Annotated in this window: 15 protein-coding genes; 9 read left to right on the top strand and 6 right to left on the bottom strand. The window is 73.0% G+C overall.

Annotation, left to right across the window (positions count from 1 at the left end):
* Nucleotides 1-49: 49 nt before the first annotated feature.
* Both ACQP2Y_RS30950 and ACQP2Y_RS30945 read right to left on the bottom strand, forming a co-directional pair.
* Nucleotides 50-622, bottom strand: a complete 573-nt coding sequence (locus tag ACQP2Y_RS30950; RefSeq protein WP_433718747.1) for a general stress protein — start codon at nt 620-622, stop codon at nt 50-52.
* 14 nt (nt 623-636) lie between these two features.
* Nucleotides 637-1,584, bottom strand: coding sequence for a phosphatase PAP2 family protein (locus tag ACQP2Y_RS30945; protein WP_433718746.1), 948 nt, complete (start codon nt 1,582-1,584; stop codon nt 637-639).
* 237 nt (nt 1,585-1,821) lie between these two features.
* Between ACQP2Y_RS30945 and gsmA the strand changes: the two genes are divergently transcribed.
* Both gsmA and ACQP2Y_RS30935 read left to right on the top strand, forming a co-directional pair.
* Nucleotides 1,822-2,955: a sporangiospore maturation cell wall hydrolase GsmA gene (gsmA, locus tag ACQP2Y_RS30940; RefSeq protein WP_433718744.1), complete on the top strand. Its 1,134-nt coding sequence runs from the start codon at nt 1,822-1,824 to the stop codon at nt 2,953-2,955.
* A gap of 86 nt (nt 2,956-3,041) precedes the next feature.
* Nucleotides 3,042-5,369, top strand: a complete 2,328-nt coding sequence (locus tag ACQP2Y_RS30935) for an ATP-binding protein (protein ID WP_433718742.1) — start codon at nt 3,042-3,044, stop codon at nt 5,367-5,369.
* Here ACQP2Y_RS30935 and ACQP2Y_RS30930 read toward each other — a convergent pair.
* Entirely contained in the window at nt 5,302-5,667 is a 366-nt protein-coding gene (locus ACQP2Y_RS30930) for a response regulator (protein ID WP_360544131.1), read from the bottom strand. The genes ACQP2Y_RS30935 and ACQP2Y_RS30930 overlap by 68 nt on opposite strands.
* Before the next feature lie 146 nt (nt 5,668-5,813).
* Between ACQP2Y_RS30930 and ACQP2Y_RS30925 the strand changes: the two genes are divergently transcribed.
* The 5 genes from ACQP2Y_RS30925 (at nt 5,814) to ACQP2Y_RS30905 (ending at nt 12,392) form a co-directional block, all read left to right on the top strand.
* A complete protein-coding gene (locus ACQP2Y_RS30925; RefSeq protein ID WP_433732147.1) occupies nt 5,814-6,599 on the top strand; it encodes an aldo/keto reductase in 786 nt (261 codons plus the stop codon).
* Nucleotides 6,600-6,673: 74 nt separating this feature from the next.
* The gene (gene hrpA / locus ACQP2Y_RS30920) at nt 6,674-10,633 is read left to right on the top strand and encodes an ATP-dependent RNA helicase HrpA (RefSeq protein ID WP_433718740.1); all 3,960 of its coding nucleotides are present in this window, start codon (nt 6,674-6,676) and stop codon (nt 10,631-10,633) included.
* A 117-nt stretch (nt 10,634-10,750) separates the two neighbouring features.
* Nucleotides 10,751-11,131 carry a DUF6401 family natural product biosynthesis protein gene (locus ACQP2Y_RS30915; protein ID WP_360544127.1) on the top strand — a complete coding sequence of 127 codons (381 nt, stop codon included), beginning with the start codon at nt 10,751-10,753 and terminating at the stop codon, nt 11,129-11,131.
* A gap of 65 nt (nt 11,132-11,196) precedes the next feature.
* On the top strand, nt 11,197-11,940 hold the full coding sequence (locus tag ACQP2Y_RS30910; RefSeq protein ID WP_433718738.1) for a LamG-like jellyroll fold domain-containing protein: 744 nt from the start codon (nt 11,197-11,199) through the stop codon (nt 11,938-11,940).
* Nucleotides 11,941-12,101: 161 nt separating this feature from the next.
* The gene (locus ACQP2Y_RS30905; RefSeq protein ID WP_360544123.1) at nt 12,102-12,392 is read left to right on the top strand and encodes a DUF1905 domain-containing protein; all 291 of its coding nucleotides are present in this window, start codon (nt 12,102-12,104) and stop codon (nt 12,390-12,392) included.
* Between the two features lie 3 nt (nt 12,393-12,395).
* On the opposite strand, the gene ACQP2Y_RS30900 is transcribed toward ACQP2Y_RS30905, so the two are convergent.
* Both ACQP2Y_RS30900 and ACQP2Y_RS30895 read right to left on the bottom strand, forming a co-directional pair.
* The gene (locus ACQP2Y_RS30900) at nt 12,396-13,025 is read right to left on the bottom strand and encodes an NADPH-dependent FMN reductase (RefSeq protein WP_433718736.1); all 630 of its coding nucleotides are present in this window, start codon (nt 13,023-13,025) and stop codon (nt 12,396-12,398) included.
* A gap of 102 nt (nt 13,026-13,127) precedes the next feature.
* Entirely contained in the window at nt 13,128-14,027 is a 900-nt protein-coding gene (locus tag ACQP2Y_RS30895; protein WP_433718735.1) for an LLM class flavin-dependent oxidoreductase, read from the bottom strand.
* 41 nt (nt 14,028-14,068) lie between these two features.
* Between ACQP2Y_RS30895 and ACQP2Y_RS30890 the strand changes: the two genes are divergently transcribed.
* Both ACQP2Y_RS30890 and ACQP2Y_RS30885 read left to right on the top strand, forming a co-directional pair.
* Nucleotides 14,069-14,587: a GrpB family protein gene (locus tag ACQP2Y_RS30890; protein WP_433718734.1), complete on the top strand. Its 519-nt coding sequence runs from the start codon at nt 14,069-14,071 to the stop codon at nt 14,585-14,587.
* Between the two features lie 55 nt (nt 14,588-14,642).
* Nucleotides 14,643-15,593 carry a zinc-binding dehydrogenase gene (locus ACQP2Y_RS30885; RefSeq protein ID WP_433718732.1) on the top strand — a complete coding sequence of 317 codons (951 nt, stop codon included), beginning with the start codon at nt 14,643-14,645 and terminating at the stop codon, nt 15,591-15,593.
* Between the two features lie 46 nt (nt 15,594-15,639).
* Here ACQP2Y_RS30885 and ACQP2Y_RS30880 read toward each other — a convergent pair whose 3' ends face one another.
* On the bottom strand, nt 15,640-15,885 hold the full coding sequence (locus tag ACQP2Y_RS30880) for a hypothetical protein (protein ID WP_360544113.1): 246 nt from the start codon (nt 15,883-15,885) through the stop codon (nt 15,640-15,642).
* Nucleotides 15,886-15,948 lie beyond the last annotated feature (63 nt).

Raw genomic sequence — 15,948 nt, 5'->3', positions numbered from 1 at the left:
ACCACGAAAAAGGCGCCGTCCCGGCCGGGACGGCGCCTTTTTCGTGCGTTCAGGAAGCGCCGCTGTTCTGCCAGTTGAGCCGGGTGAGCAGCTGACGGGCGCTGTCGGCGACCTCCGCCTCCACCACCACCGCGTACTGGCTCGCCTGCAGCGAGCTGCGCGAGGTGAAGTCGCGACGCCCGCCGGTCATCGCCTGGGCGATGGCGCCGAAGATCGCGCCCCAGGCCGCGCCGATGAGCAGGCCGACGAAGATCAGCCCGAACCAGTTGGAGTCGCTGAAGATGCCGAGGAACAGGCCGATGAACAGGCCGAACCAGGCACCGCTGGCCGCGCCCGCGAGCGCCGCCCGCACGGTGGTCATCCGGCCCAGCACGTTCTCCACCAGGCGCAGGTCGGTGCCCACGATGCTGGTCTTCTCGACCGGGAACTGGTTGTCGGACAGGTAGTCGACGGCCTGCTGGGCCAGCGCGTAGTCCGGGTAGCTGGCCACCGACACGGTCGGCCCGGCGGTCGCGCCGGCGGTCGGATCAGCGGCGGGCATGGCCGGGACGCCGGCCGGCCCCGGCGGAACAGCGCCGCCGGTGGTGGGCGGGGTGGTGGGCGGGTTCTCAGGGGTGGTCATGGCTGGATACCTCCTCAGTCGGCGGCCGGCGCGGAGTGCGCGGACGCCACGGTGGGCGCGGCTCCCACCGGCCGGTCACCGGCGGCGAGCCGTACCCAGATCGCGAAGACCCCGGCCACCGCGGCCGTGATGGCCGCCGCACCGGCGAAGAACGCGAACCGGCCGGAGACCAGGTCCGGCACGACCCGCTCGGAGAGCAGGACGGCGCCGATGCCGAGCAGGCCGGCCGTCGCGGAGAGTGCGCCGATGCCACCGAAGAGCAGCATCGCGAGCCTGTTCGGCCGGGCGGTCACGCCGGTGATCCGCGCCCGGCGGGCCCGGACCAGCGCGGACGCGCCCGCGCCCCAGGCCAGCACGACCAGCAGCGCCGCGACGGTGTCGCTGGGCCGGTGCCACTCGGCCCAGACGGTGGCGATCGCGATGATCGTCACGTAGGCGGCGCCGATCAGCGCCACCGTGCCGCGGATGGCGAACGGCAGCACCAGGATCAGGGCGAACGCCACCGAGGCGGCCGCGGTGGTGTGGCCGCTCGGGAACGAGTTCGGCGCGGGGAAGCCGTCCAGGTCGGGGCGGGGCAGGCGGTTCTTGAACAGCCGGGTGCTGGCGTTGGCCCCGATCACCAGGAGGCCGGCGGCCAGCGCCAGGTCGACCCGGCGGCGGATGAAGCCGATCGCGGCCGCGGCCACGCAGACCAGCACGAGGCTGGCCAGCGTCGTGCCGTTCAGCGCGCGGTCCAGCACCTGCACCACGCGCTCGTGGCGCACGTCGGCGCCCCGCATCATCATCGTGTCCACGGTCTGCCCGAGCGGGGTGCGCACGCAGGCCAGATAGACCCCGGCCACACCGGCCGCGGCGAGCAGCGCGACGAACGCGTGCCCGACCACATGCCAGAAACCCCGGCCCGGCCGGTCGGCCGGTGCGGGTTCCGCGCTCTCTGCGGGGCGGGATGCCAGGGCCGTCATCGGCGGTGTCCTCCAGTACGTCACGAGTGGGCGGTTCCGCTTTGCCCAGACGAGGCACATCTCAAGCACGTCCGCGCCGCGGATCATAGCCCCCTCCCGTGACATCCGCCCCACGCAGCACATTTCCGCTCCCGGCAACCCGGATGCACCCGCTCGCAGCCCGGGGCCGCAACGCCGCCCCGCGACCTTCAGACGAACGCCGAGACACGGACACCGGCCGCGATGAAGGGGATGTTCATGCTGCACACCGCCCGCCGACTGCTCACCGCGCCGCTGCTGCTGGCCGCGCTCGGAGCCGGGCTGATCGTGGCGCCCGGCGCCGCCGAAGCGGCCGGGGTGTCCGCCACCATCCACGTCGGGAGCACGCTCAAGGTGCGCTCCGGGCCCTCGCTGACCGCCAAGGTGGTCGGCACGGTCCGCAACAAGCAGAAGGTCACCGTCGCCTGCTACGTGCCCGGCCAGAAGGTCAAGGGCTCGCTGCGGACCACCACCTCGTGGGACCGGCTGGGCGCGGGCCGTTACGTCTCGCACGGCTACGTGAAGGCGGCCCGCTCGCTGCCGCGCTGCGCCGTGAGCTCGCCGACGGCCGTACCGACCAAGAGCAAGACCTCCGGCACCGCCCGGTACGTCATCGGCACGGTCAAGAGCACCGACGGCAGCGTGAACCTGCGCTCCGGCTCGGCCACCATCGAGTCCGTCACCGGTACGGTCGCCAGCGGCGCGAAGATCGACCTGACCTGCGCCGTCACCGGTCAGTACGTGGCCGGCACGGTCCGCTCGACGAACCAGTGGGACCGCACGCCGACCGGCTCGTACATCTCGCACGCCTACATCTACTCCGGCACGCTGCCGGTGTGCGCCGGCTCGCCGGTGCCGGCCCCGTCGGTGACGCTGACCCCGGCCGAGTTCATCGCGGCCTCGGTGCCCGGCGCGCAGCGCGGCTGGCGTGACTACGGTGTCCCGCCGTCGGTGACCATCGCGCAGGCCATCCTCGAGTCCGGCTGGGGCCGCAGCGGCCTGGCCTCGGTGGACCGCAACTACTTCGGCATCAAGTGCCAGAACGGCAGCTACGGCAAGCTGGCCAACGGTTGCCACGTGTACCGGACCAACGAGTGCACCAAGGCCGGCAGCTGCTTCGCCACCTCGGCCAGCTTCCGGACGTACGCCACCCAGTCGCACTCGTTCCGCGACCACGGCAGCTTCCTGCGGGTCAACAGCCGGTACGCCGGGGCGTTCACGCACACCAAGGACGCCAACAAGTTCATCTGGGCGGTGTGGAAGGCCGGCTACGCCACCGACCCGAACTACTACACCAAGGTCACCGGCATCATGGCCTCCTACGACCTGTACAAGTACGACACCTGGCAGTGAATCGTCCTCACCCCCGTCGGCGGAACCTCGTCGGCGGGGGTGATTCGCGTCTTATGCTCCCTTCGGTGGGGAGTCGCGGTGCCAGGGTGCGAGACGGCGCGACCGGAGCGTGGTCAGGACGCTTCGTCGGCCCGCTGCTCGCCGCCACCGTGCTCGTCATCGGGCTCGCCGCCACCCTGCTCACCGCCGGCACCCTGCGCTCCGACCAGCGCGAGAGCGCGGACCGGGTGATGGACCAGCGCACCTCGGTGGCCCGGGTGGCCGTCGCGGGCGAGGCCGGGCGCTACCGCAGCCTGCTGCAGGCGGTCGCCGCCGGGCTGGGCACCAACAGCCGGATCACCGCGACCGACTTCGCCGCCGCTTCGGCCCCGCTGGAGAGCGCCGGCCTGCTCGGCGTCAGCACCGTCGCCTTCGTCGTGCCCGCCCGTACCGAGGCTGTCGCCCGGACCGAGGCGTTCTGGCGCGCCCGCGGGGCCACCGAGCTGCGGCTGGCGCCCAGCAGCACCCACGCTGAGCACTACTTCTCGATCTTCCAGCGCACGCTGAACAACGGCACCCCGGCCACGGCCGGCATCGACGTGGCGCCGTCGGCCGAGGGCACCGCCGCGCTCGTCGAGTCGCGCCGCACCGGCCGGCCCGCCGTCTCCGACACCTACGTGCTGCTGCGCGACCGGGGCATCCCGCCGGACCGCCAGCAGCTGTCCTTCCTGTTCGCCGCCCCCGTCTTCGCCTCGGCCACGCAACCCGGGCGGTTCCCCGAGTTCCAGGGCTGGGTGGCGCTGGGCCTGCGCGGACAGGACTTCCTCGGCAGCGTGCTGGGCGCCGCCAGTCAGGGGCTGATCGACGGCGAGCTGTACGCCACCAACGGCGACGGGCGGCGGGTGCGGGTGGCCGCGTACGACGCGCCGGGCGGGCGGGACCTGGTCCGGCAGGCGAGCTTCCCGGTGGCCGACCGGCAGTGGACGCTGGTCACCGCGGCCGACTCGCGCAACCTGCCCGGCGCGCACACCAGCATGCCGCTGATCGTGCTGGCCGGGGGCCTGTCGATCACGTCCATGCTGGCCTGCCTGGTGTGGATCCTGGCCACCGGCCGGTCCCGGGCGCGGGCCCAGGTGCTGGTGGCGACCGAGGAGCTGCGGACCGCCGAGGCCGAGAGCCGCCGCCAGGCCGGCCTGCTCGGCGCGATCATGGCCAGTCTCGGCGACGGGGTCGGGGTGGTCGACGAGTCCGGGGCGTTCCTGCTGCACAATCCGGCGGCCAAGGCGCTGCTCGGCGTCCCCGAGGACGTCGACGGGCCGGAGGAGTGGCAGCAGCACTACGGCCTGTTCCGCCCCGACGGGCACACCCCGTTCCCGGTCGAGGAGATGCCGCTGGTCCGGGCACTGCGCGGGGAGTCCTCCGACGACGTCGAGATGATCATCCGTAACCCGCACCGCCCGGACGGGATCCTGGTCAGCGTGGACGGCCGGCCCCTGGACGCCAACGCCGCCGGGCGCCACGGTGCCGTCGCCGTCTTCCACGACATCACCGAGCTGCGCCGCTACGAGACCGACCTGGCCGTGTTCGCCGGGGTGGTCGCGCACGACCTCAAGGCGCCGCTGGCGGTCATCCGCGGGCACTGCGAGGTCGCGGCGGACGAGCTGGCCGACGCCCCCGAGGGCCCGGAGGTCTTCGGGGCCCGCGCCGCCCTGGACCGGATCGCCAACAACGCCGACCGGATGGCGGCGCTGATCGACACCCTGCTGGCCTACACGACCGCCCGCGACGCGCCGCTCAAGCTCGGCGCCGTGCGGCTCGGCCCGCTGGTGGCGGACGTGATCGAGCAGCGCCTGGCGAGCCCGCGCCCCGGCGGGCCGCCGCCGCCCGACTGCTACGTCGGGCCGCTGCCCGACGTGCACGCGGACCCGGCGATGCTGCGCCACGTGCTGGACAACCTGATCGGCAACGCGCTGAAGTACGTCCCGGCGGGCCGGCACGCCCGGATCGACGTCACGGCCCAGCCGGGGCCACCGGGCTGGACCCGGATCGAGATCGCCGACCGCGGCATCGGCATCCCCGACGAGGACAAGCCGAACATCTTCGAGTCCTTCCACCGGGCCGGCACCGCCGCCGGCTACGCCGGCACGGGCCTCGGGCTGGCCATCTGCCGGCGGATCGTGGAGCGCCACGGCGGCGCGATCGGCGTCACCGACAACCCCGGCGGGGGTACGCGTTTCCACTTCACCCTGCCGCTCGCCGTCACCACCCCCGCGCCCGATCAGGCCGACGGCGAGCTGGCCGCGCTCGATCGGGCGCTGGCCGAGCGCGCGGCTGTCGAGGGATCGACGCCGGCGCCGCTGTCCGGGATCAGGCCGGCCGCGGCGGCAGCAGCGCCGCCACGCACGCCAGGAGCTGAGCGGGCAGGAACGGCTTGAGCAGCGTCGCGTTCGCGCCCACCTCGGCCGCCCGCTCGTCCCCGGGCAGCATGGAGCCGCTGGCCAGCACCACCGGGATGTGCTTGAGCCCGGCGTCGGCGCGGATCGCCCGGCACAGGTCGAGCCCGGTCATCCGCGGCATGTCGACGTCGGTCACCACGATGTCCGGGCGATGCTTGCGGACCGCCTCCAGGGCCGCGGCGCCGTCGCTGGCGACGACGACCTGGTGGCCCGCCCGCTCCAGAGCGCGCTGGAGCACGAACCGGATGTCCTCGTGGTCCTCTGCGACGACGATCATGGCACCCTCGGTCTCTCATGGCCGGACACCCGGCCGGAAGCTGTCGGAGAGATACCGAATGAGACGGCTGCCGGGAAACGGGCTGCCCCGGCACTGATCCCGGCGGGCGCGAACATCGTGGTCTGATCCGGCGCCACGTGGGCAAGATGGAGGGCATGACGATTCCCTCCGTACCGCTGGGTGGCCCGGTCGACATGCCGCTGCTCGGCTTCGGGACCTGGCAGATCCGCGGGAGTGCCGCGTACGACGCCGTGCGCGAGGCGCTGGAGGCCGGCTACCGCCACCTCGACACCGCCACCATGTACGGCAACGAGGCCGAGGTCGGCCGGGCGCTGCGCGACAGCGGTGTGCCCCGCGACGAGGTCTTCGTCACCACCAAGCTGCCGCCGGACCGGGCCGGCCAGGAACGCGGCACCCTGGACGCCAGCCTGACCGCGCTCGGCCTGGACGCCGTCGACCTGTGGCTGATCCACTGGCCGCCGCGCCGGGGCAAGTCGGTGCAGGTGTGGCGCGAGCTGCTGACCGCCCGCGACGAGGGCCGGGCCCGGGCCGTCGGGGTCAGCAACTACGGCACCGAGGACATCGACGAGCTGATCGCCGCCACCGGCCAGAAGCCGGCCGTCAACCAGATCCGCTGGGGTCCCAAGCTGTACGACGCCAAGCTGGTCGCCGAGCATCGCGAGCGTGGTGTCGTGGTCGAGGGCTACTCGCCGTTCAAAACCACCGACCTGCACGACCCGGTGCTGACCCGGATCGCCACCGCGCACGGCGTCGACCCGGCCCGAGTGGTGCTGCGCTGGCACGTGCAGCACGAGATCGTGGTGATCCCCAAGAGCGCCACCCCCGAGCGGATCGCCCGCAACGCGCAGATCGACGGCTTCGTGCTCAGCGACGAGGAGATGACGCAGATCGACGGGCTGTCCCGGGTGTGACCGCGCCGGTGTGATGCGGACGGCGCGTTAATCATCGGGCGTTCCGGGCCGGATCTGCCTATTGTTGACGCGCCATGTCTGTCACACCCGTCAGCCCGGACCTCGCCGAGCTCCGCCGCCGCCTGTCCGAGCTGCTGCCGCGCGACGAGCGCCGGCTCCAGCGCCGCATCGAGGGCACCCGCAGGATCCGCGACGAGGTCGCGCGGGCCGCCGTGCTGACCGAGATCGCCGCCGAGGTGGCCGAGGCCGAGCAGCGGCGCGCGGCCCGCCTGGCCGCCGTCCCGCCGATCACCTATCCCGACGAGCTGCCGGTCAGCCAGCGCCGTGACGACATCCTGGCCGCCATCCGCGACCACCAGGTCGTGGTGATCGCCGGCGAGACCGGCTCGGGCAAGACCACCCAGCTGCCCAAGATCTGCCTGGAGCTGGGCCGGGGCGTACGCGGCCAGATCGGGCACACCCAGCCTCGCCGGATCGCCGCGCGCACGGTCGCCGAGCGGATCGCCGAGGAGCTGGGCACCCCGCTGGGCTCGACGGTCGGTTACAAGGTCCGCTTCACCGACCAGGTCACCGACGAGACCATGGTCAAGGTGATGACCGACGGCATCCTGCTCGCCGAGATCCAGAACGACCGGATGCTGCGCCGCTACGACACGCTGATCATCGACGAGGCGCACGAGCGCAGCCTCAACATCGACTTCATCCTCGGCTACCTGGCCCAGCTGCTGCCCAAGCGCCCCGACCTCAAGCTGATCATCACGTCGGCCACCATCGAGACGCAGCGCTTCGCCGAGCACTTCGCCGGCCCGGCCGGTCCCGCGCCGGTCATCGAGGTCTCCGGCCGCACGTATCCCGTCGAGGTCCGCTACCGCCCGCTGGTGGAGTCGACCGGTGACGAGGAAGAAGAGGACGCTTCAGTCCGGTCAAGGGAGGCGGCGGGGCGGTCGGACGGGAGCCGCGAGGAGCCGATCGACCAGGTGGACGGCATCGCCGCAGCCGTCGACGAGCTCGGCCGGGAGAGCAGTGGCGACATCCTGGTCTTCCTCAGCGGCGAGCGCGAGATCCGCGACACCGCCGACGCCCTCGACAAACGCGACCTGAAGAGCACCGAGATCGTCCCGCTCTACGGCCGGTTGTCCGCCGCCGAGCAGCACAAGGTCTTCCAGCGGCACACCGGGCGCCGGGTCGTGCTGGCCACCAACGTCGCCGAGACCTCGCTGACCGTGCCGGGCATCCGCTACGTCATCGACCCCGGCACCGCGCGCATCTCCCGCTACAGCAGCCGGCTCAAGGTGCAGCGGCTGCCCATCGAGGCGGTCTCGCAGGCCAGCGCCAACCAGCGCAAGGGCCGCTGCGGGCGCACCTCGGACGGCATCTGCATCCGGCTGTACTCCGAGGAGGACTTCGAGTCCCGGCCGGCCTTCACCGAGCCGGAGATCCTGCGCACCAACCTCGCCTCGGTCATCCTGCAGATGACCGCGCTGGGCCTCGGGGACCTGGCCGCGTTCCCGTTCATCGACCCGCCGGACAAGCGCAACGTCACCGACGGCGTCAAGCTGCTGGAAGAGCTCGGCGCGCTGGAGCAGCGCAAGCTGACCCCGATGGGCCGCCAGCTGGCCCAGCTGCCGGTCGACCCGCGGCTGGCCCGCATGGTCATCGAGGCCGACAAAGAGGACTGTCTGGCCGAGGTCATGGTGATCACCGCCGCGCTGTCCATCCAGGACCCCCGCGAGCGGCCGGTCGACAAGCAGCAGCAGGCGGACGAGAAGCACGCCCGGTTCGCCGACAAGGAATCCGACTTCTTCAGCTACCTCAACCTCTGGCGCTACCTGCGTGAGCAGCAGCGCGAGCTGTCCGGCAACCAGTTCCGCCGGCTGTGCCGCAGCGAGTTCCTCAACTACCTGCGGGTCCGCGAGTGGCAGGACATCTACTCGCAGCTGCGGCAGGTGGTCCGTACCCTCGGGCTCACTCTCACCGAGCGCGACGAGCTCGCCGGGGCCCAGCCCGTGCACACGGCCCTGCTCGCCGGTCTGCTCTCGCACATCGGCCTCAAGGACACCGACAAGCGGGAGTATCTGGGCGCCCGCGGCGCCAAGTTCGCGATCTTCCCCGGGTCGGCGCTGTTCAAGAAGCAGCCGCGCTGGGTGATGTCGGCCGAGCTGGTCGAGACCTCGCGGCTGTGGGGCCGGGTGAACGCGCGGATCGAGCCCGAGTGGGCCGAGAAGCTGGCGCCGCACCTGGTCAAGCGCAGCTACAGCGAGCCGCACTGGGAGAAGAAGCTGGGCGCCGTGATGGCGTACGAGAAGGTGACCCTCTACGGGCTGCCGATCGTGCCGCGCCGCAAGGTCGGCTATGCCCGGGTCGACCCGGCGATGTGCCGTGAGCTGTTCATCCGCCACGCGCTGGTCGAGGGCGACTGGGAGACCCACCACAAGTTCTTCGCGGAGAACGCCAAGCTGCTGGCCCGGATCGAGGAGATCGAGAACAGGGCCCGCCGCCGCGACATCGCGGTGGACGACGAGACCGTGTTCGCCCTCTACGACGCCCGGATCCCGGCCGACGTGGTCTCCGCCCGGCACTTCGACGCGTGGTGGAAGAAGGCCCGCCACGAGAACCCCGAGCTGCTCACGTTCACCCGGGAGCTGCTGGTCAACGCGGGCCGCGACGCCGTCGACCCGGGTGCGTACCCCGATGCCTGGCTGGTCGACGGGGTCCGGCTGCCGCTGACCTACCAGTTCGAGCCCGGCGCGGCCGCCGACGGCGTGACCGTGCGGGTGCCGCTGCCGCTGCTCAACAAGCTCGACGCCGACGACTTCGGCTGGTCGGTGCCGGGGCTGCGCCGGGAGGTCGTGATCGCGCTGATCCGGGCCCTGCCCAAGCAGCTGCGGACCAGCTTCGTGCCGGTGCCCGACTGGGCCGAGGCGGTGCTCAGCCGCATCCCGGCCCGCCGCGGCGCGCTGCCCGACGCGGTCGGCGACGAGCTGCGCCGGCTGACCGGCACGGTCGTGCCGCGCGACGCCTGGCGGCCCGACCAGGTCCCCGAGCACCTGCGGATCAACTTCCGGGTGGTCAACGAGGACGGTGCCGTGGTCGGCGAGGGCCGTGACCTCGACGTGCTGCGCGCGAGCCTGGCGCCCAAGGTGCAGGCGACCATCTCCGCCGCCGCGGGGGCCATCGAGCGCCGCGGCATCACCACCAACGACTTCGGCAAACTGCCCCGCTCGATCGCCCAGGTCCGCGGCGGCTACGAGGTGACCGTCTATCCGGCGCTGGCCGATGAGCACGACAGCGTGGCGGTGCGCGTCTTCGAGACCGAGGAGGAGCAGCGGGAGGCGATGCGGGCCGGCACCCGCCGGCTGTTGCTGCTCACCCTGCCGCCGGCCGCCCGCTTCCTGCAGGGCCGGCTGGACAACCGGGCCAAGCTGGAGCTGTCGCGGGGCAACCCGTACCGGTCGATCGCCGACCTGCTCGACGACTGTGCCGGCGCGGCCGTCGACAAGCTGGTCGCCGACGCCGGTGGGCCGGCCTGGGACAAGGAGTCCTTCACGAAGCTGCGCGAGGAGGTCCGCGCCGACCTGGTGGACGCGGTCGCCAACGTGGTGACCCAGGTCCGGGCCGTGCTCGCCACCGCGTACGACGTCGAGCAGCGCCTCGGCAGCACCCGCGACCCGGCCCTGGCCGACATCCGGCAGCAGCTCAAGGGCCTCGTGCATCCCGGCTTCGTGACCGAGACCGGCTGGAAGCAGCTGCACCACCTGCCCCGCTACCTGCGCGGCATCACGCACCGCCTGGACCGCCTGGCCGGCAACCTCCCGCGGGACCGGCAGCTGATGACCCAGGTGCACGAGATCGAGCGGGAGTACCGCGAGCTGCGCGCCGAGCTGCCGGCGGGCGGCCCGGCCGAGGAGGGGCTGCGGGAGATCCGCTGGATGATCGAGGAGCTGCGGATCAACTTCTTCGCCCAGGCCCTCGGCACCGCCTATCCGGTGTCGGACAAGCGCATCTACAAGGCCATGGATCAGCTCCCCGGATAGGTCTGCTGTACCTTTCGCGGTGGTTTCACCGGCTGCGGGGTGCGTCCCGGGCAGCGGTCGGGTGCCGTTCGGTTACCCGGCTGTCAACCGGTGGTGCGAGGCCCTAGCGTCCTTCCCATGACGAACGAATTCCTGGCCTTCGCCCCGGTTTCCACCGCTCCCGCCGCCGACCCGGCCCGCGCGCTGCTGGACGAGATGATGGCGCGGGTGGGTGTCGACGGCCTCGCCGCCGCGCTCGGTGACGCCGGCCTGCTGGCCCAGGTCGACCAGCACGCCGCCGCGGTGCGCGACGCCCTGCGGGACGCCGGCCGCGCGGTCGACGCCGAGGGGCTGGCCGCGTACGCCAAGTCGATCCTCGCCGCCGCCGTGCGGATGGGCCGCCCGGTGCCGGAGCCGGGTCACGCGTACGTGTCGGGCACCGCCTGGCTGGCGGCCGAGTGGCACCTGATGCGCCTGGTGGCCGTCTGCATGATCGCCGAGTCGGCCGGTCTGCTGTAGAGATCACCCGAAACGCTGACCCTCCGATGATCGCGGCGTAAAGAGTATTCCGTACCTTTTGTCTTATGCGTTTCGTCGCCTCACTAGCCCTCGCGATGACGGCCCTGCCGGGCATCGCCGCCTCCTCGCCCGCGCTCGCCGCCGCGCCGGCCGCGCCCGCACCGGTCACCGTCGCCCGGTACACCTTCGACGCGGGCGCCAGTGCCACCGGCCGCGTCGCCGAGAACTCCGGCCGCGGGACCGCCCTCACCGTCCGCAGCGCGAACCAGGGCCGGGTCACCTTCACCGGCACCACCGCCGACAAGGACGCGTCCTTCCCCGCCGCCTGCGCCGCCACGGCCAAGACCTGCCCGCGCGCCCTGCTCGAAGGCACCGACGACCCTGACCTCGACCCGGGCACCCGCACGTTCCGCTGGGGCGCCTCGGTCCGCCTCACCCGGGCCCAGGTGACCGGCTCGTCCAACGTCGTCCAGAAGGGCGTCGTGGACACCGACAGCCAGTGGAAGATGCAGATCGGCGCCACCCGGGGCCGGGCCCAGTGCGTCGTCGTCGGTCGTGGCTCGGCCAAGGTCTACCTGGTACGCAGCAGCGTCGGTGTCGCCGACGCCAAGTGGCACACCGTCATGTGCCAGCGCTCGGGCGCCACGCTCAGCGTGTACGTCGACGGTCAGGAGCGTGGCCGGCTCGCCGTTCCCGCGACCCTGTCGATCTCCAACAACCTGCCGCTGCGCATCGGCGGCCCCAACTTCAACGCCAAGAGCGACATGTACCACGGCCTGCTCGACGACGTGTACGCCCGCCTGGGCTGACCAAGCGCGCCCGGCGCAGACACGCGGCGGCGATCAGGCAGGTCACTGGCTGGGCCGGCCTGACCGCCAACGCCGCGCAGGGCAGGGGCCGGACCCGGCAAGGTCCGGCCCCTGTCCGCCGTCGCCGGGCGCGGTCGCACCGCTCTGCCATCATGCCGGGCATGGATCTGGAGTTCACCGGTGACATCTGGTACTGGCGGGGGCCGGCCCCGTGGTACTTCGTGACCGTGCCGGAGCCGGAGTGCGTCACGCTGCGCTCCTGGTCGTACGCCAGCTACGGCTGGGGCATGATCCCGGTGGTCGCGCGGATCGGCGGCACCGCGTGGGAGACCTCGCTGTGGCCCAAGGACGGCCGGTACGTCGTACCGGTGAAGGCCCATGTCCGGCGGGCCGAGGAGCTCGACGAAGGCGTCACCGTCGCGGTGCGGCTCGCCGTCCGCGACCAGCCGTGAGCGTCACGACGGCGCCCGCCACCCGCGCGGCGTGCTCGCGTCCCGCCGCATGACCACGGGGAAGACACTCGAGTAGGCCTGCCAGGAGGGCTGCGCGCGGGGCCGCGGGGCCGCCGCCGAACGGACCAGCGCCGCCAGGATGTCCTGCCCGGCCCGGTGCAGCTGCGGATCGGTGACCAGGCCCTGGGCGTCGACGGCGGCCGGATCGAGCGGCACCCGGATGCAGGCCGGGCGCAGCAGCCGGGCATTGCCGTAGCTCAGGGCGGTCTGCAGCGCGGTGAGTGCGCTCTCGTCCTGCCCGGGCGCGGCCACCGAGAGCCACGCGGCCGGCCGGCCGTTGAGGTCACCGCCGTCCACCAGCCAGTCCAGCAGATTCTTCAGGCTGCCCGGCAGGGACCCGGCGTACTCCGGGGTGCTGAACAGCAGGGCCTGCGCGGCGTCGACCTCGGCGCGCAACCGGGCCACCGCCTCGGGCACCGGCTGCTCCCCGGGCACGAAGGCCGGCAACGTCCGCAGACCGTCGTAGAGCGTGGCGGTGAGATCCGCCGGAGCGGACCGCGCCACCGTGCGCAGGGCGGCAGTGTGCAGTGAACCCGCACTGGTGCCGCCCGTGATCAGCAGGATGCGCGTCATGCCGAGACGATAAGGCCGCGCGCTCACGTTCCGGCCGCGACGCGGCGGGGTCGGCGGCCGTCGATCATGTGGTCCGGTTCACCCTCCAGCTCAGCCCCTTGCTCAGTTTCGCAGCGCGGCGAGCGCCCGCCGGACCTGGTCGAGCGGCGCGTCACCCAGCGGACGCAGCACGATGGTGCTGGCGCCGGCGGCCCGCAACGCCGCCACCCGCTCCGGCACGATCGAGGCCGGTCCGATCAGGGTGAACAGCTCGGCCGGCTCGGCGCCCAGCCAGGCCGCCTGGGTGGCGAGCATGTCGCGGGTGGCCGCGGCGGCCCGTCCGGCGTCGTCCTCCACGTGCAGGTAGACGAAGACGATCAGCTCGTGCGCCGGGCGGTCACCGGCGGCGCGGCCCCGCTCGATGTGCTCCCGGGACGCGGCGATCCGGTCCGGGCCGATGCCCTCGGCGATGATCGTCCCGTCGGCGACCCGGCCGGACAGCTCCAGCGACTTCGCCTTGACCACCCCGGTGACCAGCGGCGGCACCTCGGCCGGCGGGTGCACCAGCCGGACGCCGTCGATGGTCACCTCGCGGCCGTGCATCGTGACCGTCTCGCCGCCGAGCAGGGCGCGTACTCCGACGATGGTCTCCTCCAGCAGCGCCAGCTTGCTGGCGGGCTCCGCACCCACCTGCCGCATCCATTCCGCGACCCCGTGCCCCAGGCCCGGCACCAGACGCCCCGGGTACGCCCGCGCCAGCATCGCCAGCTCCATGGCCAGCAGCGCCGGGTTGCGCAGCGCCACCGGGGCGATGCCGATGCCCACCCGCAGGGTGTCGGTGGCAGCCAGGGCGACGGCCGCGGAGCTGATCGAGCCGGCCCAGCCGAGGTCCTCGACCACCCACAGATCGTCGGCGCCCGCCTCCTGCACCGCCGCGGCGAAGGCGGCCAGCTCCTCGGGTGCCCGATCGCGGTCGAACATGACACCGATCCGCGGCCGGTCCGGCAAGTGATTGGCAGACATCGCGCGATTCTATGCAGTACGGCCGCTTCCAGGCTGGACCCATGCCGCAGCCCCAGCCGCGCCGGGACCCGATCGTCGTCGTGCCCTACCGCGAGGAGTGGCCCGCCTCGTTCGCCGACCAGCAGGTCCGGGTGGAGGCAGCGTTGCGACCCTGGCTCGTGGGCCGGGTCGAGCACATCGGCAGCACCGCCGTTCCCGGGCTCGCCGCCAAGCCCATCATCGACATGCTGGCCCGCATCGAGGACCACGGGCGCAGCAGCGGCCTGATCGACGCGCTGGCCCGGATCGGCTGGGTGCACGCGCCCGAGCCCGGCGACGCCGAACGCCGGAAGTGGTCGTGCTGCTTCCCGTCGATCGCCTGGCGCACCCACCACCTGCACATCGTCGAGGACCGGGCGCCGGACTGGCCGCAGCTGCTCGCCTTCCGTGACCACCCGGACGCCGCCGCCGAGTACGCCCGCCGCAAAGCCGCCCTGGCCGCGGCCGACGACCGGGACCGGCCGCGGTACCGGGCGGGCAAGGCGCCCTTCATCACGGAGGTGCTGCGGCGCTTGACCTGAAGCCGCGTTGAGGTTGGACGCTCGGCCGGACGGTTGTCGAGCGGAGGTGGTCAGGGTGCGGGTGGTCGAGGTGGCCCGGTTCGGTGGGCCCGAGGTGCTGGTCGCGGTGGACGCGCCGGATCCTGTGCCCGGTCCGGGTGAGGTCGTCGTCGAGATGGCCGCCGCGGACGTGCTGTGGGTCGAGACCATGATCCGCAAGGGCCACGGTGGCGACTACTTCCCGGTGCGGCCGCCGTACCGGCCCGGTAGCGGGGTGGCCGGCACGGTGGCCCTGATCGGCGAGGGTGTCGACGACGCCTGGGCCGGGCGCCGGGTGGTGACGCGGACCGGGCCGCACGGTGGTTACGCGGAGCGTGCGCTCGAGCCGGCCGAGGGGCTGATCCCGGTCCCGGACGCGGTTGCGCTCACCGACGCGGCGGCGCTGCTGCACGACGGTGTCACGGCGCTGGGGCTCATGGACATCGTCGTCGTCAAACCGGGGGACCGGGTGCTCGTCACCGCGGCCGCGGGCGGGCTCGGCGCTCTGCTGGTGCAGCTGGCCCATGCGGCCGGTGCCGAGGTTGTCGCGGCGGCCCGGGGCGTGCGCAAACTCGAGCGGCTCGGGCCGCTGGGCGCCGACCTGGTCGTGGACTATTCAGCTCCGGACTGGACCGGGCAGGTCGGGGGAGTGGACGTGGTGCTCGACGGCGCGGGCGGGGCCTACGGACGGGCCGCACTGGGTCTCGTGTCGGTCGGTGGCCGTTTCTCCGGGCACGGCATGCCCGCGGGGTCCTTCGTGGGTCACGGCGATCCGGTCGCGGCGGGTGTCACGGTGACCGGCATCGAGAGCGTGCAGTTCGGGCCGGAGCAGTTCCGGCACTACGCCGCCGCCGCGCTCGGTGAGGCGGCGGCTGGGCGACTCAGGCCGCTGATCGGGCAGACGTTCCCGCTGGAACGGGCCGCCGACGCGCACGCCGCCATCGAGGCGCGGACCGCGATCGGCAAGACCCTGCTGATCCGCCGATAGGAGGCGGCGGGCCGGGACCGGAGGGTCCCGGCCCGCCGCGGGCCGGTCAGCTGCGGCGGAACGCGTAGCTGCGGGCCGATCCGCCGGTGGCCCGTCCCGCGTGGTCGCGGTCCGAGCGCAGGCGGGCCGCCACCCGGGCGTCGCGCAGGCCGTGCCGCGCTGCGGTGCCGCCGGTGGCGGTCGGCTGGTCCGCCGGGCCGGTGACGGTGTCCGGCAGGGACACCGCCGCCGTCAGGTGCCGGCGGGCCAGGTCGTCAGGATCGACGTGTACGGAAAAGGGTTGGTCAGGCATGGAGCTACCTCCTCGATGGACGAGGCGAAATCGTGCGAGTGATGAAGTGGCACAGCGGCACGC

Origin of the sequence: Actinoplanes sp. CA-051413 (assembly GCF_050955795.1) — a bacterium.
GTDB lineage: Bacteria > Actinomycetota > Actinomycetes > Mycobacteriales > Micromonosporaceae > Actinoplanes.
The sequence above is the reverse complement of the archived record's forward strand: the minus strand, read 5'-3'. Positions and strand labels throughout refer to the sequence as shown.